The sequence below is a fragment of the Solidesulfovibrio sp. DCME genome (genome assembly GCF_049995385.1).
Classification (GTDB): domain Bacteria; phylum Desulfobacterota; class Desulfovibrionia; order Desulfovibrionales; family Desulfovibrionaceae; genus Solidesulfovibrio.
This window is the reverse complement of record NZ_CP188261.1, coordinates 3,667,901-3,686,332: the sequence shown is the minus strand read 5'-3', so window position 1 is coordinate 3,686,332 and position 18,432 is coordinate 3,667,901. Positions and strand designations below refer to the sequence as shown.

Here is an 18,432-nt window from a genome sequence, read left to right as displayed (position 1 = left end):
CCGTGGCCGGGTGTCAGGCCGGCGGCGTCCAGGTTTCGGCTTCCTCGAGGTCCTTGTCGTGGCCGCGCAGCCTGGTGTCGCGGGCGTCCTCCCAGTAGGTGTTGTCCGTGAGCACGCCGTGGAGCTTGGCCATGTACAGCCGCGCCCCGGCGAAATTGGCGAAGGTCAGGTTGGCCTGGGAGAAGTCGGCATAGCCGAGGTCGGCTCCGCCAAAGCGGGTGCCCCGGCACAGGGCCCCGGCGAAGGAGGCCGCGCCCAGGCTGGCGCCGGTAAAATCCGCGCCCGTGAGGTCGGCCTGGCCGAAAAAGGCCTGGCGGCAGTCGGCCCCGGCGAACACGGCCTTTTGCAGGGACGTTTCCTTGAAAAGCGCGTGCTGGGCCACGGCCCCGGTGAAGTTGGCCCGGTCGGCCCTCGCCTTGAGGAAGTTGCTCATGGTGATGTCCGCGCCGGAAAAATCGGCGTCGCGCAGGTCGCATTCGTCGGCCAGGACCGTGTGCCAGCGCTGGCCGCGCAGGCTTTTTTCGCGCAGGTCGCACTGGCGCAGTACGGACTTAAAAAACGAGGCGCCCGTGAAATCGGTGCTTGTCAGGTCCGCCTTGAGCACCACCATGCGGCTGATGGACGCCTTGGAGAAATCGGCGCCGGTCAGGTCCGCGTCCTGGAGCAGGAGTTTTTCCACCGTCGCCTCGCGGCAGTCGGCCCTGGTCAGCTTGGCCCGCTGCATGACGCTCCAGCGCAGGGCCGTGCCGGAGAGCTTGGCCTCGGTCAGGTTGGCGCCGCTGAAGTTGGTCATGAAGATGGTCGCGCCGCGCAGGTCCGCGCCGGTGAGGTCCACCTCGCGCAGGTCGAGTTTGGTCAGGTCGGTGCCGGCCAGGCGGACGCCGGCCAGGCGGCAGTCGCGAAAGCCCGTCTTGAGGATGTTGGCCCCGGACAGGTCGGCCCCGGACAGGTCCACCCCCCAGAACCGGCCGCCGGTGAGGTCCGCGCCGGACAGGTCGAGGCCGGCCAGGGACAGGCCGTCCAGGGTCTTGTTGGCGGCGATGGCCGCCAGCACCTCGTCGCGCGTCATCGCAGCAGGTCCGTCTTGCCGGCAAGCAGCGTGCGTTTCATGTTGGCTCCCTCGAAATTGGTCCGGCCGACCACGCAGTTGAAAAAATCCACGCCGTAGAGGTTGGAGCGCCCCAGGTTGGCCTCGGTCAGGCGCGACTTGCGCAGCGACCCCAGCAGCAAATTGATGCCATACAGGTCCGCCCCGGCCAAATCGGTCTTGATGAGGGAACAGCGCTTGGCCGAGACCCGGTTGCAGACGATGCCCCGGGCGTCGCACAGTTCGAGCATGGCCCGGTCGAGCACCGCGCCCCGGAAATCCGAGCCCGAGACGTCGGTTTCGCGCAGGCAGGCACCGACGAGCCGCGCCTTACGGAAATCCGTGCCGGCCAGGCGGCAGCCGTTGCCCATGTTGCATTTGGTCATGTCCGCCCCGGCGAAAACGACCTTGCGGCCCGTGACCTTTTGCAGCGACAAGGTGACCAGGTCGGCGCCGGTGAAGTCCGTGCGGTCCAGGCTCAGGTTGCGCAGGACCGTCTTGCGCAGGGAGGCGCCGGCGCAGTCGGCCTTGGTCAGGTCGGCGGCGTCGACGATGGTCAGGGTCAGGCTGGCCCCGCCGAGCTTGGCCTTGGCCAGTTTGGCCTCGGACAAAACGGCCAGGTGCAGGCGCGCGCCGGTCAGGTCGGCCTTTTCCAGGTCGGCCCGGCGCAACAGCGTCTGGCGCAGGGTCGCTCCGGCGAGCCTGGCCTTGCGCAGCTTGGCCCCGGTCAGCACGGCCATGGTCAGGTCGGCCTCGGCCAGCGAGGCCTTGGAAAAATCCGCCTCCATGGCGAGGGATTTCCTGAGCCTGGCCCCGTCGAGCCGGCTGCGCGCGAAGACGGTCTTGCGCAGGATGGCCTCGGACAGGTCGATGCCGGACAGGTCCAGGTCCGACAGGTCGACCCCGGTCAGGTTGCGCCTGGCGAAGGACAGGCCGTCCTTGTGGCGCGCGATCACCTGCTCGCGGGTCATGATCCGGCCCAGTTCCGGGTCCAGGCCGGCCTCGGCCATATCCGCGGCGCTCAGGCCGGGGATGGTTCTGGCGGCGATCTTGTCCCGCGCCGCGGCAAAGGTGGCCTTGGCCGCGGCGATGCGGGACTGGCCGGCCTTGTGGCGGGCCTCGGCCGCGTCCAGGGTCTGGCGGGTACGGGCGATGGCTTCGTCGTACTGTCCCGCCGCCTCGGGGGGCAGGGCGTCGTATTCGAGCAGCAGCCGTTTCTTGGCCAAAAGCTGCCCCATGGCGTCCTCGCAGGCCTCCTTTGGCGAGCCGCTGTCCTGAAGCGGGGCCAGCAGGGCCTCGGGCGTGGTGTTGCGCTTGGCCAGGAGCGGCTCGGCGGTGCGCAGCAGGTCCTGCTTCATGCCCTCGAGCGCGGCGCGAAGGGGGGCGGCCTCGGCCTTGGCCTTGGCCATGGCCCCGGATATGGCCTGCCCCAGGCCCAGGGAGCGCAGGGACAGCGGCGGCAAAAAGCCCGCGCCCGGGGCCTTGCCCGGCTCGGGCAGGCTCGGTTCGATGACATGGCGGGCGGCGAAATCCTTGGGCAGGGCCTCCATGACCAGCGCCCGGATGTCGACCCCGGCCGCCCGGGCGGCGAAGACCGTGGCCCCCTTGGGCAGGATGACGGGCACGGCCTCGGCGTAGGCCGCCTTCCAGGCCGCCCAGGCCTCGCCGGTCGGGCTCGTGCCCTCGGGCAGGATCACGGCGAAGGCGCCCGAGGCGGCGATGGCCTTGGCCGTATCGGGGCCGGGTTTGTCCGTTGGCGCGGTCAGGGCGACCACGCCGCAGGCGTCGCCGACCTCCTCTTCCAGGAACAGGGCCTGCAAGGGATCGGCGGCGCGCACATAGTGGCCGCCGGGCTCGGCCGGGGGCAGGTCCAGGGGTGCCCTGTCCGAGCCGGGCACCGCGACGTCGCCGTCGGGGCTGGCGAAATCGCCCGTGGCCGCGCCGGGGCGCAGCCGCAGGCCGGTGAGGTGTGCTCCGTCGAAACGCGGCAGCACGAGCCCTGCCGGCAGCGCGACGCGCGGCGCCGGGGCGCCGTCCGGACCCTGGGCCAGGCCCCAGGGCTCGCCGGGCTCGTCGCGGGCTTCGGGGTTGATTCCGAGCCAGGCCCGGTTGACCACGGCATCGGGCAAGCCCAGGCGGCGCAGGGCCTCCCGGGCCGGGGCGTCGGCCCGCAGGGCCCGCCGGCAGGCCACGACAAAAGGGAAACCGGCGTCGTGGAAGGGTCTCCCCGTGCCCGCCTTGTCGGTGAATCGCTGGTTGGGGTCCCAGCCGGCCTTGGCGAGTGCGGCCGGGTCGAAGCCCCGGGCAGCCAGGTCGGCGGCGCTCGGGGCTTCGTCCAGGGCGGCGTTGGCCTCCTTGAGCAGATCGGCCTTGGCGGCCGCCGCCTTGCCCATGGCCGCCGTCACCTGGCCGGCCGTGGTTTCGATGCCCGCCACCAGCCCGGCGAGCTTGGCGCGCAGGGTTGCGATCCCGCCGCCGTCGATGGCGGACAGGTGGCCGAAACGGCCCTGGAGGCCGCGGACCAGGCCGTCGAGGCTGTCCAGGGTGGCCATGCCCGTGGCGGCCGTTTCCCGGGCCGTGCCCAGGACGTCTTGCGGGCCGGCGGGCATGACCGGCGTTTGCCCCTGCACCGCCGCCAGGGTCCGGGCCAGGGTCTTGGGGGCGTTTTTGGCCTGCTTGACGGCCTGGGCCAACTGCTTGCCGGCGGCCTGGAAGGGGGCCAGGTCGATGGGCACGGTCAGGTCCTGGGCCCGGCGCATCTTTTCGGCGTAGGCCTCGATGGTTTCCGGGGCCTCGGTCAGCTTTTCCCAGGCGAGGTAGGCCCGGGCGATGTCGCGGGCCTCGTCGTCGGCGTTTGGCACCGAGCCCCGGTACAGGGCCAGCCCGCGCAGGATGGTCGGGAACAGCCAGACCGTCTCCAGCCGGGCCGGGACCTCCACGAACGCCTCGGGAAAGGTCGGCGGATCGGCGTAGAGCTTGTAGCCTTGGCGCATGGTCAGAAACATCCTGGCCCGCAGCCCCGGCAGGGCGCCGGTGATGACCGGCAGGTCCGGGTGCATGTTCTCGAGGGCGTAGGCCTCGTCGCCGCGGAAAAATTCCCCCGCCCACTGGTCGGCCGGGGCGCGGTTGAAAAGCAGGTAATCCGTGTCGTCGGGCATCCCGGGCCAGCGTTCGGCTTTCCAGCGCTCGTCGTAGGTGCCGTTGTAGCGGGCCCGCTGGGGCCAGGTGATCTCCAGGGGGCCGAAACCGGCCGGTTCGGGGCGGTCGCCCGGTGCGGCCACCAGCCGGTCCGGGGCTTCCACCGTGGGCAGGGCGACGAGCTCCCGGCCGTCGGGCAGCCTGGTTGCGGCCAGGCCCTTGCCCGTGGGGTTGGCCGGGAAATCCGGGCCGCCGAAGGCGTTACCGTAGGTCAGGGGCATGGCCGCAAACGGGCGCGGCGGCGAGATGGCCTGGCCCGGCAGCCAGAACCGCTCGCCGAAAACGGTCAGCCGCTTGTCCAGGGCGCCCAGCCGGACGCGCACGGCCAGGCCCGTGACCGTCTGGCCCCGGGGGGCGCAGGCGCTGCCCGCGACGAGGACCTCGCCGCGCGGCTTGGGCATGCCCGGGTCCAGGATGCCGCCCGGCCCCAGGGCCTCGGGCACGGCCTTCCACAGTTCCTGTTCGGTCAGCAGGCCCTTCGGCGCGGTCAGGTCGAAAAAGGCCATGGCCGCCAGGCCCACGTGGGGCCGGCCAGCCAGGGCGAAGGGCTTGACGGAGAAGGCCAGGTCCCGGGGCTTGGTGATCTTCATGGCGTCAGTTGATCTCCTGTTCGCCAATGACCTTGGAGATCATGTCGGCGATGACGTCGCGCTGGGTGCCCATGCGGCGGAGTTGGTCGCCCACCTTGGTGTTGTTTTCGGCCAGCAGCGTCTTTTGCTCGGCCATCTTGTTGATTTGTACCTGGATGGCCTCCTTTTGCTGGGCCAGGGTCGTCTCCGTATCGTACACCTGCGTATGTTGTTCGTGCATTCTCTGGATGTCCTGCGCCATCTGTTCCACGGTTTCATTCAATGTCGTCCGGTTGCCGGTAAGCCGTTGGCGGGAATTGATCAACTCCTGCCTGGTTTCTTCCAGGCGGTCGCGTTTCGCGGTCAGTTCGTTTTTCAACTGGTTGAGTGCCATGACGTTTGCCCCCATCTTTTTCACTTCGCCGGCGATCTTCATGCAGGTTTCGTCCAGGGCTATCCGGCTTTGGACCGCTTTCTGGGCGACAAACCGCGCCCGCAGGGTGGACAGGCTGAACTCCTGCTTCCTGGACATGGAAATGAGGTTTTTGAGCCCGAAAAAACAAAAGGCTTCGAGTAGATTGAATTGGGTGTAGTTGCCGAGGTACTCCCATTCCACCGTGCCGATGACCACGTTGTCGGTCAGGCCCGCCCGCACCAGCATGGTGTCGCTGGTGTTGAGCTTCCAGCCCAGCATGTCCGTGGCCCGTTGGGGCGGCGGGTCGTTGGGGTGGCCGCAGCGCACCCAGCTGTTGGCCGTGGGGCTTTGCAGGAGAATGCGTTCGGAGCCTTCCTGGTCCTCGATGTGGATGAGGTTGCCGCCGCCGGTGGTGAGCAGGTTTTTGGTGTTGTTCTCGCTGGTCACCTGGCTTTTGTGCGCGGCGTCGGGCACGGCGGCCTGGATGACCGGCCGGTCCGGGTCGCCGTCCATGAAGGCGAGCAGCACGCCGCAGCCTTTGTGCAGCGGAAAATGGAAGCCCATGCCCGATCCGCCGTAAGGCTGGTTCATGCGCAGCCACGAGGAGGCCTTGCCGTCCTTGCGGCCGGACAGGTCGAAGGGCAGGATGACCTTGTAGCGGCCCTGGTCGTCCAGTTCGGCGTACTGGCCGGACTGGGCGGCGTCGATGGTGGCGTTGAGCACGCCGTAAAAACGGGGCTTGGCTGTTTCCCGGGGCGCCCGAAACTGCACCGAGGCCGGGATGGCCGTGAAGGTGTTGCGGTAATAGGGCCGGTCCGGGGCGTTTTCCAGGGGGATGCCCAGGGCCTGGGCCAGGTAGGCTTCCTGGCCGCCTTCGTGGCGGGCCGCGATGGTCAGGTAGGTCGTGTTCAGGGCGTCGCGGAAATGGCTTTCCAGGCGGAACAGATAGCCGGCGCGCACATGGGGCGCGGCGCCCGCGCCTTCGTAGACGGCCTGCCGGCAGGCCAGTTCCTCGGCCCGGACCTTGGCCAGGGCGGCGGCCTCGGCGTCGTTTTGGGCGTGTTCGGCGTAGATGGCCTGGTCGCCGTGGCCCGTGGGGCAAACAACGCTTTCCCCGTGGGGGCGGGCGCTTGGCGTGCGGTAGTTGTAGTCGCTCACGGTCACGCGCTGCGGCACCTGGCGGCGCACAGCCCGAAAGGCCGTGACCGCGCGGCGTTCCTCGGGCCAGGCCAGGCCCGACGGGGGCAGGTAGCGCAGGGTTTCGGCCCCGGCCATGGGGGCGTGGCTCGTGCGCACGTCGGTAATGACGAGCTTCTCGCCGTGGTCGGCCTGCTCGAAGAAATAGTACAGCCCGTCGCGTTCCATCCAGCGGGAGACGAAATCGAAATGGGTTTCCCGGTACTGGCAGACGTACTCCCGCCGGGGATAGGACCGGGACAGGCGCAACGCGAAGTCCTCGCCCGGGGTCAGGCCGCCGTCGCTCAGGGCCTGGCCGAGAAAGCCCGGGAGGTCCTGGTCGAGGAAGATCTGGTTGTGGCGGGTGAGGGTGAGCCACCACAGTTTCGGCACGAGCCGCACCCGGTAGAACACCTGCCCCTGAAAGGCGTTTTGCATTTCGAAGGAGGCCGGGATGCCGTGGATGGGCAGGTCGCCGTCGTCCAGCTTCAGGCGCAGGGTGCACGGGCTTTGGACCAGGGCCGCGAGGTCGAGGTCTTTTTTCGAGGACAGAAGCTCGATGTCGAAGGCATAGAGCCTGGACAGGCCTTCCTCGCCCGTGAAGCGGACCACCTCGAAGGCGTCGGCCGGGGCGGCCTGGGAGGCGAAGGCATAGGTATGTTTATGGGCTGTGGCCATGGGCTCCCGGTTCCTTGCCAGGCGGGGCGGTTGCTGGGGCGGCGTCGCTAGAGGATGATTTGCAACGTGCTGAGTTGGTTGAATTCATCCGCCTTGGTGTTGATGCTGGTGAAAAGCAGTGACCGGTCGACGGCCAGCGTCGTCGCCTCACTGTACGTGAGCGTGGCTTCGTCCGCCACCTCGTCGAAGGTGTCGAGCAGTTCGATATTTGACTGGGTCGTCTGTTGCCTCTGACCGGCGAGATGCGTGATGTTTTGGCTGAGGCTTAACTTTTCCTCGGCCACCACCTTCATCTGGCCGTTGAAGATGTTTTCATTGTCGGCCAGTTCGGTCAGGGACTGGGCCATTTCATCCACCTGGCCGGAGAGTTCGTTGATCTGCTGGGCCAATTCCTGCACCTCGACGTCGAGGGTGTTGACCCGGCCTCTTGTTTGGATCAGTTCGTCGGCCAGTTCGGTCTTGCTATCGCCTATCTGGTCTTTGTGACCGTAGAGCCACTTGGCCAGAAAACCGATCTGGCCTTCCCATCTGGTGAACTTGAAGGTATGGCCGCATATGGTTTGGGAAAAGCCCACGTTGATGCCGATCTGGGTGAGGAAGTACAGTTCCTGGAGTCCGCCGAGGACGGTGAACAGGTACGCGATCAGGTAGGTGGACAGCGACGCGCCGCACAGTATGGTTATGTCCGCCGGCGTGTTGAGGACCGTCCCCGATTGGCCTTCGGCGGACGCCGGGGAGAACAGGCCCGGCGGGTCGTTGGGCGTTCCCAGGCGCAGGAAGGTCTTGTTGGCCTTGCTTTGCAGCAGCACGCGCTTGGCCCCTTCCTTGTCCTCGAAATAGATCTGGTTGCCGCCGGCGGTTTGCAGGTCGCAGCGGGTTTGGTTGGCGCTGGTGACCACGCTTTTGTTGTTGGGGTTGGGCGCGGCGCCGAGGATGACGGGCCGGTCCGGGTCGCCGTCGAGGCAGGCCAGGGCGACCTCGCAGCCCTTGTGCAGGGGGTAGTGCAGCCCGAAACCCGAGCCGCCATAGGGCTGGGCCATGCGGATCCATTTGGAGGCCTTGCCCTCGCCACGGCCGGAGCGGTCGTAGGCCAGGATGACCTTGTAGCGGCCCTGGTCGTCCAGGGAGGCGTATTTTCCCGAGCCCGGCCCGTCGACCACGGCGTTGAGGAGCCCTTCCTGGCGGGGCCAGGGGGTGTCGCGGGCGGCCCGGAACTGCACGCTGGCCGGCTGGGCCGTGAACGTGTTGCGGTAGAAGGTCTCGGCCTGTCCGTCCGTGGCGCCTGCCGGGGATAGGCCGGCCGTCAGCGGCGTGAACTGGCGGCCTTCGTGGCGCACGGCGGTGATCAGGTAGTCCTGGTTGAGGGCTTCGCTGAAATGCCGGGTCAGGCGCATGAGCCGGCCGGCGGTCAGGGCCGGTGAGGCGGTCTGCCCCTGGACGGTGTCGCGGCGGCAGGACAGCTCCTGGCTGCGGATTTCCGCCAGTTTGCGGCCGGCGGCCACGGTGGGGAAGTGGTCGCCGTAAAAGCGCATGACCCCGCGCCCGTCGGCCAGCACCGGGGCCTCGGCCGAGAGGTCCAGGGACGGCGTCTCGTAGTTCCAGTCCTTGAGCTGCACCGTTCGGGGCAGGGGGGCGAGGCGGCGGACGAAATCGAACACCGCGGTTTCGTCCGCCGCCTCGACCATGCCCGAGGCGGTGGCGTAGCGAAAGGTCACCTCCCCGGGCAGGGGCTCGTGGGCCGACTTGTCGTCGACGATGACCATCTTGGCTCCGCCGGGCCCCTGCTCGAAGAAGGAGTACATCCCGTCGCGTTCCATCCAGCGGCTGGCGAAGGCGAAGGACGTTTCCCGGAACTGGGCGATGGAGGGCCAGGGATCGGCGGCGCTCGTCAGCCGGAATTCGAAGTCCACCCCCGGGGTGAGGCCGGCCTCCCGGAAGGCCTCCTCGATGCAGGCCTGGGGGCTTTTGTCCAGAAACAGGCGATTGTTTTCCCCCAGCCGGGTCAGATGGGCCTTGGGCACGAGGCTGGCCCGATAGAAGGCCAGTGCGTCCGCCTTGCCGGTCAGCTCGAAGGCGTCGGCGATGCCGTGGTAGTCGAAGGAGCCGCCCAGGCCGCGCAGGGTCAGCACGGCCGGCGCGCCGATGACGGTATCGAGGTCCACGGCGTCGTTGGGCGAGGCCAGGACGATGTCGAAGGCGTACAGTTCCGACAAGGCCTCCCGCCCGGCGAAGGACACCACGGTGAAGGTGTCCCGGGGAAGGGCGTTGGAGACGAAATCGAAACGGCGCGTCTGGTCGTTTCCGGGCATGACGGGTCCTGTGTCTGCTGCCGGTTGGGTTGCGCCGCCGCGCGACCGGTCAGTTTTGTTTGTAGACGATCAGGGCCATGGCCTGCTCGTCGGCAACCATTTCGACCACATTGGACACGGTGACGATGCGGCTTTCGGCCATCTCGGTCCTGTTGGCCACGGTCTGGGTCAGCCTGGTGACGGTGACGACGTCTTCCTGGGCCAGGGTCGTCCGTTGGCTGGCGGTTTCCATGAGCCGCTCCAAGCTCCGCACCGCGTTCTGCGTGGTTTCCATGGCCTGGCCGGCCAGGACGGACTGGCTGCGCACGGTCTGGAAACTCTCCTCGGCCGTGGTCACGTGGTCCTCGGCCGTGTCCACATGGCTGTCGACGACCCGCAGCCTCTTCTCGTCGACGTTGCGATTGGACAACGCGGTGTCGGTTTTCTCCTGGGCCACTTGGATTTCTTGGCCCGTGATGACGCTGTTGTTCGAGCCGGCGTATTGGACCGTGGTCTGGGCCACGTTGAGCTTGCGATTCTTGACGGCCTCATAAATCGATTCGAGGGTATAGGATTTGCCGATGAGGAAATTGAGCTGGAAGGTTTCGTTGAGTTCCAGGTCCACGACCGCATTCTCGTTGTAGACGCCGAGGTAGAGGTAGAGCGTCTCGCCGAGGACGGTCAGGAACTGGTTTTGGCAGGTGACCTTCATCCAATTGCTGGGCGGCGTGTAGATGGAGATGCCCTGGGGGCTGAAATAGCTGCCGGAATCGGTGGGCCCGGGGTCGTTGTGGGCGCCGATGCGCAGGTATTCGCCGGTGGAGGACTTGAGCAGGATGCGCTGGGAGCCTTCCCGATCCTCGATATGCAGCGCGTGGCCGCTGGCGGTGGTCAGGCGGCATTGGGTCTGGGTGTCGTTTGTAACCGGGCTTTTGTCCTGGGGATTGGGGGCCGCGCCCACGAGGACCGGCCGGTCCGGGTTGCCGTCCACGTAGGCCACGGCCGCCTCGGCGCCCTTGTGCAGGGGGTAGTGCAGGCCGAAGCCGGCCCCGCCGTAGGGCTGGGTCAGGCGCACGGCGCTGGAGGCCTTGCCCGCGGCCAGGCCGGACTGGTCGAAGGGGAACTTGACCTTGTAGCGGCCGGCGTCGTCGAGTTCGGGGTAGGTGCCGGAGCCGGCGGCATCGATGTGGGCGTTCATGATGCCGGGCAGGACGGCCCGGGGCCGCAGGGGGGGCCGGTACTGGACGTCGGCCGCGATGGCCGTGAAGGCGTTTTGGTAATGGGGCCGGCCGGGCTCGCCCGCGCCCTGCGGCTCCCTCAGCCCGGAGGTGCCGGCCAGGGCGCTGCGCCCCTGGTGGGCCACGGTCACGGCCAGGTAGCTGCGGTTAAGCGCCTCCTGGAAGTGCCTGGTCAGGCCGAAGGTGAAGCCCGGGCGCAGGCCGGGGACAAAGCTTTGGCCGGCAAAGGTCGTGGCCGCGGCCGCAAGGCCCTCCACCCGCAGCTTGGCCAGTTTGCGGCCCGCCTCCGGGGTGGGGTAGTGGTCGCCGTAGACGTAGGTTTCGCCCGCCCCCTTGAGGCGGGCCTCCTCGGTCACGGTCAGGTCCAGGTCGGGCTTGCGGTAGTTGTAGTCCTTGAGCGTCACCTTGCTGGGTGTCAGCACCCGCCTGGCCCCGAAATCATGGACCGTTTGCTGGAGGTGGGCCGTTTCCAGGCCCGAGGTGCGCCAATATGTCAGTTGCGAAGCGCCCGGGGCCTCCACATGGGCCAGCTTGGTGTCGGTGATGACCATGGTTTCGCCGGCCTCGCCCTGCTCGAAGAAGAAGTACATGCCGTAGCGGGCCAGCCAGCGCACCAGGAAGTCGTAGAGGGTCTCGCCGTACTGGCACACGAATTCCCGCTGGGGGTAGGACTCCTTGAGGCGCATGGCCCAGGCGTTCGCCGGCAGCGCCCCGTCCCGCAGGACCTGTTCCAGCACCTCCGGGATGGCCTTGTCCACGAACACCTGGTTGCGCCGCTCGAGTGTCAGCCGCCAGGCCCGGGGCCGCAGCACGGCCTGGTAGAAGTAGCGGCCGTTGACCTCCCGGTCCTCGGTGAACGACTCCAGGATGCCGTGCCAGGGTACGTCGCCCTGGGGGCGCGAGACGGTCAGGCTGGCCGCGCTGGCCAGCAGGGCGTCCACGTCGCAGTCCTTGACGTCGCTGACCAGGTCCACCGTGAAGGCGTACAGTTCGCTTAAGCCTTCATGGCCCTCGAACGCCACCACCTCGAAGGTGTCACCGGGCGCGCCGCCCGAGGTGAAGCGAAGGCGCAACTCGGCGAAGCCGTCGTCCACGGGCTAGCCCTTGTCCGCCGTGGGGCCCGTGCCCGTCGGGGCGTCGCCGGGGCCGCCGCCTGCCCCCGGGCCGGCCGGGTCGACCGGGGCCGGCTTGTCCGGGCTTGCGGGGGCTTGTGCGGCCGGGTCCGTGGGGGCGCCTGGGGCCGCGCCGGCAACCGTGTCGGCGGCTGGCGTATCCGGGGCCGTCGCAGTGTCGCTGCCGGGGGGCGCGGGGGCGGTGTCCGGGCCGGTCGCGTCCGGGCCGCTGGTGGAGGCGGGGCCGGCATCCGGGCCGGGCGCCTCGCCGGGGGCGTCGAAGCCGACGGTGAATTCCCCGTCCGGGCCCACGCCCACCCGGCAGTGCTGGGGCATGTCGCCCCGGGCCAGGCTTTCGAGGATGGTCTGGGACAGGCGCGGCAGCACGTTCTCGTCCAGGATGGCCTGGATGTTGCGCGCGCCGGTTTCCACCTCGGTGCAGCGGGCGGCGATGGTTTCGGCCACCTTGTCGTCGAAGGCCAGGCGCATCTTGTTGTTGGCCAGGATCGTGTCGGCCAGCCGGGCCAGCTTGAGCCGGCTGATGGCGGCCAGGACCGACGGCGGCAGGCTCGCGTAGGGCACGATGCGCATGCGGGCCAGAAGGGCCGGCTTGAAATGCTCGGACAGGATGGGCCGGATGGCCGCTTCCAGGGCTTCGGCCGGGGGAACGGCCCCGTCCTTGGTCATTTCCTGGAGCACGTCCGAGGCCAGGTTGCTCGTGAGCATCATGACGGTGTTCTTGAAGTTGATTTCCTTGCCCTCGCCGTCGGCCAGCACGCCCTTGTCGAAGACCTGGTAGAACAGCTCCATGACGTTGAGGTGGGCTTTTTCCACTTCGTCGAGCAGCACCACGCTGTAGGGTTTCTGGCGCACGGCTTCGGTGAGCCGGCCGCCTTCGCCGTAGCCCACGTAGCCCGGGGGCGAGCCGATCAGGCGGCTGACGGTGTGGCTTTCCTTGAATTCGCTCATGTTGATGGAGATGGCGTTTTTTTCGCCGCCGAAAAGCAGGTCGGCCAGCACCAGGGCGGTTTCGGTCTTGCCCACGCCGCTTGGCCCAACGAGCAGAAAGACGCCCTGGGGCTGGCCGGGGTCCTTGATGCCGGCCTTGGCCGCCTTGATTTCCGTGGCGATGACGCCGAGGGCCTGGTCCTGGCCCTTGATGCGCTCCCGAAGCAGCCCTTCGAGGTCGAGGACCGTGCGGGTCTGCGCGCGCATGAGCTTGCCCAGGGGGATGCCGGTCCAGTCGGCCACCACCTGGGAGACCACGTCCGGCGTGACCTCGATCTGGATGAGCCCGGCCCCGTCGCGGGCGGCGGCAAGGCCCTGCCCGGCCGCCTCCAGGGCGGCGGCGGCGGCTTGTTTGTCCTCGGGCTTTTGCGGGTCGGCCTGGCCCAGGGCCTCGCGGGCGGCGAGCACGGCCTTGGCCGCGTCCAGTTCCTTTTGCCAGCGCGCGGTCAGGGCTTCCAGGGCGGCCTTCTTGTCGGCCAGCCCGGCGGTGATGGCCGTGGCCCGGTCCTCGTCCACCGGGGAACCGTTTTCCCGGTCGCGGTCCAGGGCGGCCCGTTCGCGGCCGAGGGCCTGGATGGCCCGCTCCAGGTCCTCCACCGGGGCCGGCTTGGCCGAGAGGTTGATCTTGACCCGGGCGCAACTGGTGTCGAGGAGGTCGATGGCCTTGTCGGGCAGGAAGCGCCCGGTGATGTAGCGGTCGGCCAAGGTGGCGCAGGCCTCGATGGCGTCGCTGCGCACGAGCACCTGGTGGGCCTTTTCGTAGCTGGCCCGCAGCCCCTGCAGGATCATGGCCGCGACCCGGGCGCTGGGCTCGGCCAGCTTGATGAGCTGGAAGCGCCGGGCCAGGGCCGGGTCTTTCTCGAAATACTTCTTGTATTCGCTCCAGGTGGTGGCGGCCAGGGTGCGCAGCTCGCCCCGGGCCAGGGCGGGCTTGAGCAGGTTGGCCGCGTCGCCGCCGCCGGCCGTCCCGCCCGCGCCGATCAGGGTATGGGCCTCGTCGATGAAAAGGATGATGGGTTTTTCCGAGGCCTTGATTTCGTTGATCACCCCGCGCAGGCGGTTTTCGAATTCCCCCTTCATGCCCGCGCCGGCCTCCAGCGCCCCCATGTCCAGGCCCATGAGCGTCACGCCGCGCAGCATCTCCGGCACGTCCTCCTCGACGATGCGCAGGGCCAGCCCCTCGACGATGGCCGTCTTGCCCACGCCCGGCTCGCCGACCAGGATGGGGTTGTTCTTGCGCCGCCGGGCCAGGATGTCCACGGCCTGGCGGATCTCGTCGTCGCGGCCGAATACCGGGTCGATCTTGCCGGCCCGGGCCGTGGCGGTGAAGTCCTGGCAGAAGCGGGCCAGAAACGTCTCCCCCTCCCGGCCCGGGGCACCGGTCGGGGCGGCCTCGGTTGCCGGGGCGGCCTGTTCCTCGGAGGACGCGACGATGCGCGCGAACTCGCCGCGCAGGATGTCCCGGTTGATGGGTTTGAGCAGGTCGGCGTAGGCGCCCGAGGCGTAGGCGGCCGGCCTTTCGGCCAGGGCCAGCAGGACCGCCCCGGAACGGATGCGGGCCAGGCCCATGTCCACGGAGGAGACCAGCCAGGCGTCGGCGAACAGGTCGGTTAAAAGGGGCGAAAACACGGGCTTGCCGGCGTTGCCGCTGCGGGCCTCCTCCAGGGAGGCGTTCAGGGCGGCGGTCAGGGCGCCGGGGTTGACCTCGAAGCGGGCCAGGATCAGCGGGATGTCGCTGCGGGGCGATTCCAGGCACTTGAGCAGGAAATGCTCCACCGCGACCTCGTAGTGCGTGCGCGACACGCACAGCCCGGCGGCGTTTTGCAGGGCGGTGGCGCAGAAACCGTCAAGACGCAGCAACAAGGCCTTAAGATCGACGTGAATCATGGTAGGGCTCGTGGGGTTTGAGTTCGAAAACGGCCCGGCAGGTTTGGGGCGGGGTGCCGGAAAAAACCCAGGTGTCGAGGCCAAGCGCCCCCCATTTGGCCGACCCGAGCCGGGCCGGGCGGGCTTCGTCGCGGCAAAGCACGATTTCCAGGCGGCAGTCCACGGGTTCGCTGGGATACAGGGCGATCAGTTCCAGGAGCCAGCGGAAATTGGACTGGCCGGGCAGGCAGCCGTGGAAGGTCGTCTCGTCCAGGGGGCCGAGGACGAGGCGGATCTTGCCGGTGCGGTCCTTGATGCGGCTGCCGAGGTGGGCATCCTCGCCGAGGGTGGCGCACTGTTCGCCGAGGATGAGGCGCTGGTCGTCGGGAATGGCCACCTGGCGGGGGATGTTGGGTTCGACGCGGCTCGGCACGCCGCCCAGGGCGTCGGCCACCAGGGTGCGCAGCCCCATGGCCGAGCGTGGCCATTGGGTGAACAGCCCGATGTAGCGCAGCAGCCGGGACACCTTGGGGATGCGGCGGCGCAGCTCGGGATGGCCGTAGCCGAGCAGGCAGTACAGCCGCTCCAGGGTGGCCAGGTGGCCGACCTCGAGCTGGTAGAAGAGCCGGTACTTGACCACGCTGCGGATGATGAGCGGGTAAAACGGCGAATTGACCACGTCGAGGAAGTCGCGGGTGACGGAGACGTCCTCGTTTTGTTCCTCCAGCAGGTCCTCGGTGTAGAAGGTGGGCAGGGGCGAGGAGGAACCGTAGAGGCCGAGGAAAGTGGCCGTCATGCGGTAGACGGGGTGGGGGCCGCTGGTGTCCTCGACGATCTCAGTCAGGTCCGTGCCCGGGAAGGCCAGGGACAGGTGGGGCCGCACGCGCAGGGCGTCGTAGATGAAGGCGAAGTCCTCGGGGGGGACGTTTTCCTTGTAAAAATAATGGCGCAGCAGCAGCACCGCCTGGAAAAAGGAATACCGGCCGGGATGCGCCAGCAGGTCGTCTTTTAGAGAAGGCGTTGTTCCCCGAGTCGGATCGGCCATATGTGCTTCTCGCCGGTGTTGTAATCGGTGATGGTGCAGGAGGTGTAGCAGTTGATGCCCGAATAGCCGGCCAGGAAGAAGTCGAGGACGGACGAGAAGACGTAGAGGTCGCCCGGGCTGGCGAAGTTCTGGCTGTTGACGGTCAGGGCCAGTTCGTAGCCGCGGATGACGCTGCCGGCGAACAGCCGGTTGGCCACCCGGGTGGTCATCTTCAGGATGCCGTCCACGCGCTTGTTGTTGGCCACGATGGAGGCCTGGTCGCGGCTGTCGGGAAAGATGTAGAGCCGCAGCAGGCTGGCCAGGCTTTTTTCGTCGGCCAGCGGCATGTAGTTGAGGGAGATGTGGGACAAAAGCCGCCACAGCAGGTTGTCGCCGATGGGCGGCTGGACGGTGGCCGTCGGCCGGGAGATGTTGGTGAACTGGCAAAGCTCGGGCGAATTTTCCGTGGCCTGGCCGATGTCGCCGACCTGGAGCCGTTCGGGCAGGCGGAAGTTGGTGCACACGAGGTCCACGGACAGGGTTTCGGGCACGATGGCTTCCTGGTGTTCCGTGGAGACCTCGATGTACTGGTCCATGGTCTCGCCGAGCGGCGAGGGCTTGAGCTGGAGGTTGTAGGAGGCCTTGCTTTCCTCGCCGCCCGTGAACATCTGGAAGGGCACGTACTCCTTTTGGCGCACCGAGCCCTGGGCGAAGCCCGTGACGTTGCTGACGGCAAAGACCTGGTAGTTCTGGGCCTGCATGTCGCTTGGCCGGATGCGGTAGCCCGAGGTGCGGCGGTCGAGCACGATGGGCTCGGCGCTGTGGGGAAAGGTGTTCACGGCCGGCGTGGCCCCGAGGATGAGGTGCTCGGCCCGGAATTCCGGGGGCGTGTCGGGCAGGGCGTCCATCTCGAAGACGATGTCGAAGGCCGCGCCCTCGCCCCGTTCGCGCACCGCCGTGAGGCCCGTCACGTCGAAAAAGAGGAACTTGTGGGGCAACAGGAAGAATTCCTGGAGCACCCGGTAGCCCGGAAAGGACTGGCCCGGATAGGGCAGCAGGGCCTCGTCGTCGGCAAAGCCCACGGGGTGGAGGTTTTTTCGCGGCAGGGTGGTGGGTTTGCCGTCCTTGCCCGGGCGCACCACCAGGCGCTTGGTGTAGCGCATGAGCAGGGCGAAGCGGTTGGCCGCCTCGCCGTAGCCGCCGCCGATCAAAAAGCGCAGGCACGACGGGGTCCAGTCGGCGAAGCGCAGGCCGGTCAGTTCCAGGGAGACGGTCAGGTTGGGGCGCAGGCCCGGCCGGCGCTCCAGGCTGGCCGACACCACCCGCAGGGGCTGGATGTCCACGTCGAAGCAGGTGGTGAACAGGCACTTGGTGCCGTCGACGGGCACCGAGGCCACCCGGGTGCCGGCCTTGGCCGTGACGACCTCGAGCAGCCCGGGCTTGGGCGAGAACTGCATGATGACCGAGGACGGCACCGGGCGCAGGTAGTGGGGAAAGATGAGCTGCAGCAGGTTGTGGACGACCTCGGGCAGTTCGTCCTCGAGCTTTTCGCGCACAAGGCCGGTGAGGAAGGCCGTGCCCTCGAGGAGGCGCTCCACGTCGGGGTCGGTGCTCGGCCCGGACAAAAGCGGGGCCAGGGCCGGGTGGGCCTTGGCGAATTCCACGGCCAGCACCTTGAGGTGGGCCAGTTCGCGTTGGTAGTGGGCGGAAATCATGTCTGGGGTGCTTTTCTCAGGAAGTGACGGAGATTTTGCCGCTGGGCTCGACGACGCTTTCGAAGATCACGGGCAGGCGCAGGCCGTCGTCGTTGACGCGGCCGCTGATTTCGAAGCGCAGGGCCAGGGAGTCGTCCTGGCGGCGGGAAAACCGCACCCGGACGTCGGCCAGCCGGGGGTCGTACTTGGCGATGACCTTGGCCATCTTCTGCTCGATCTCCTCCATGTTGTCCGGGGAAAAGGCCCCGGGCATCTCGGTGAGGTCGGCCAGGCCATAGTCCTCGGCAATGGGCACCGAGCCCTGCTTGGTGTTGAGCATGCGCCGCAGGTGGGACAGCACCGAGGCCAGCAGCACCGAGGGGTCGACCTCGCCGCCGCGGCCGCGGTCCTTTTCGTAGTCCCGGATGCGTTCCAGAAGCCTTTTTTCGTGCATGCCACCCTGCCGGTCGGGGCCGCGCGGCCGTCCGCCCGTTGGGGGCGGTCGCGGCCGCGCGGCGCCGCGTGCTCACGTGAGGCCGCCTAGTTGTTCTTCCAGTCGTCGGTGGCTTCGATGTTGCCGTCGTGGTAGGTCCAGGTGATCTTCGAATAGGTGAAGGAGACCTCTTCCATGTCGTGGTAGGGCTCGTTGTCCGCAACGAAGGTCATGGGCTTGAAGTGGCGGTCGCCGACGATGATGGCGTCGCTGAGTTTGACGGTGTAGTATTTCTCTTCCGAGCCGTCTTCCTTGATGCGGTAGTAGTCCACCGTCACGTCGCAGTGCTCGCCCTTGGCGCACATGTCGTTGAGCTTGGGCGTGGCGTTGTCGATGTGTTTGGTGACCCGGAAGGGCTCGTGCACGCGCTGGCCGGTGGGCAGGCCGGTATGGGTGTCGCGGGGGATGTGCAGCTTGTGGTCCACGGCGTAGACGAGCATGCTGTCCTTCTTGTCGCCGCTTTGCTGGCAGTCGCCCTTGACTTGGCCGGATTTCTTGCCTTGCACCTTCATGTAACTGGTAAGAGCCATCGCCATCCTCCGTGCGGGGGGTTAGGGCGCGGCCGGCCGACCGGGGCGCGGCCGCG

General features: G+C 68.1%; 10 protein-coding genes. All 10 read right to left on the bottom strand.

Going from position 1 to position 18,432, the window contains the following annotated elements; genetic code table 11:
* Nucleotides 1–13: 13 nt before the first annotated feature.
* The gene (locus ACP59X_RS16285) at nt 14–1,069 is read right to left on the bottom strand and encodes a pentapeptide repeat-containing protein (RefSeq protein WP_428560313.1); all 1,056 of its coding nucleotides are present in this window, start codon (nt 1,067–1,069) and stop codon (nt 14–16) included.
* On the bottom strand, nt 1,066–4,875 hold the full coding sequence (locus ACP59X_RS16280) for a DUF2169 family type VI secretion system accessory protein (protein ID WP_428560311.1): 3,810 nt from the start codon (nt 4,873–4,875) through the stop codon (nt 1,066–1,068). The genes ACP59X_RS16285 and ACP59X_RS16280 overlap by 4 nt, the downstream gene beginning before the upstream one ends.
* Before the next feature lie 4 nt (nt 4,876–4,879).
* Entirely contained in the window at nt 4,880–7,123 is a 2,244-nt protein-coding gene (gene tssI / locus ACP59X_RS16275; RefSeq protein ID WP_428560309.1) for a type VI secretion system tip protein TssI/VgrG, read from the bottom strand.
* A gap of 47 nt (nt 7,124–7,170) precedes the next feature.
* The gene (gene tssI, locus ACP59X_RS16270) at nt 7,171–9,432 is read right to left on the bottom strand and encodes a type VI secretion system tip protein TssI/VgrG (RefSeq protein WP_428560306.1); all 2,262 of its coding nucleotides are present in this window, start codon (nt 9,430–9,432) and stop codon (nt 7,171–7,173) included.
* 49 nt (nt 9,433–9,481) lie between these two features.
* Nucleotides 9,482–11,743, bottom strand: coding sequence for a type VI secretion system Vgr family protein (locus tag ACP59X_RS16265; protein ID WP_428560304.1), 2,262 nt, complete (start codon nt 11,741–11,743; stop codon nt 9,482–9,484).
* A 3-nt stretch (nt 11,744–11,746) separates the two neighbouring features.
* Nucleotides 11,747–14,656 carry a type VI secretion system ATPase TssH gene (gene tssH, locus ACP59X_RS16260; RefSeq protein ID WP_428560302.1) on the bottom strand — a complete coding sequence of 970 codons (2,910 nt, stop codon included), beginning with the start codon at nt 14,654–14,656 and terminating at the stop codon, nt 11,747–11,749.
* Nucleotides 14,637–15,680, bottom strand: a complete 1,044-nt coding sequence (gene tssG / locus ACP59X_RS16255; protein WP_428560300.1) for a type VI secretion system baseplate subunit TssG — start codon at nt 15,678–15,680, stop codon at nt 14,637–14,639. The genes tssH and tssG overlap by 20 nt, the downstream gene beginning before the upstream one ends.
* Nucleotides 15,644–17,374 (bottom strand): type VI secretion system baseplate subunit TssF, encoded by a 1,731-nt coding sequence (gene tssF, locus ACP59X_RS16250; RefSeq protein ID WP_428560298.1) that lies wholly within the window; start codon nt 17,372–17,374, stop codon nt 15,644–15,646. The genes tssG and tssF overlap by 37 nt, the downstream gene beginning before the upstream one ends.
* A 16-nt stretch (nt 17,375–17,390) precedes the next feature.
* Entirely contained in the window at nt 17,391–17,807 is a 417-nt protein-coding gene (gene tssE / locus ACP59X_RS16245; protein WP_428560296.1) for a type VI secretion system baseplate subunit TssE, read from the bottom strand.
* Between the two features lie 86 nt (nt 17,808–17,893).
* On the bottom strand, nt 17,894–18,376 hold the full coding sequence (gene tssD, locus ACP59X_RS16240; protein ID WP_428560294.1) for a type VI secretion system tube protein TssD: 483 nt from the start codon (nt 18,374–18,376) through the stop codon (nt 17,894–17,896).
* Nucleotides 18,377–18,432 lie beyond the last annotated feature (56 nt).

What these genes read in the sequence shown, in the direction of transcription:
- ACP59X_RS16285 (WP_428560313.1), bottom strand. Translation starts at nt 1,069, where the DNA reads ATGACGCGCGACGAGGTGCTGGCGGCCATCGCCGCCAACAAGACCCTG.
- ACP59X_RS16280 (WP_428560311.1), bottom strand. Translation starts at nt 4,875, where the DNA reads ATGAAGATCACCAAGCCCCGGGACCTGGCCTTCTCCGTCAAGCCCTTC.
- tssI (WP_428560309.1), bottom strand. Translation starts at nt 7,123, where the DNA reads ATGGCCACAGCCCATAAACATACCTATGCCTTCGCCTCCCAGGCCGCC.
- tssI (WP_428560306.1), bottom strand. Translation starts at nt 9,432, where the DNA reads ATGCCCGGAAACGACCAGACGCGCCGTTTCGATTTCGTCTCCAACGCC.
- tssH (WP_428560302.1), bottom strand. Translation starts at nt 14,656, where the DNA reads ATGATTCACGTCGATCTTAAGGCCTTGTTGCTGCGTCTTGACGGTTTC.
- tssG (WP_428560300.1), bottom strand. Translation starts at nt 15,680, where the DNA reads ATGGCCGATCCGACTCGGGGAACAACGCCTTCTCTAAAAGACGACCTG.
- tssF (WP_428560298.1), bottom strand. Translation starts at nt 17,374, where the DNA reads ATGATTTCCGCCCACTACCAACGCGAACTGGCCCACCTCAAGGTGCTG.
- tssE (WP_428560296.1), bottom strand. Translation starts at nt 17,807, where the DNA reads ATGCACGAAAAAAGGCTTCTGGAACGCATCCGGGACTACGAAAAGGAC.
- tssD (WP_428560294.1), bottom strand. Translation starts at nt 18,376, where the DNA reads ATGGCTCTTACCAGTTACATGAAGGTGCAAGGCAAGAAATCCGGCCAA.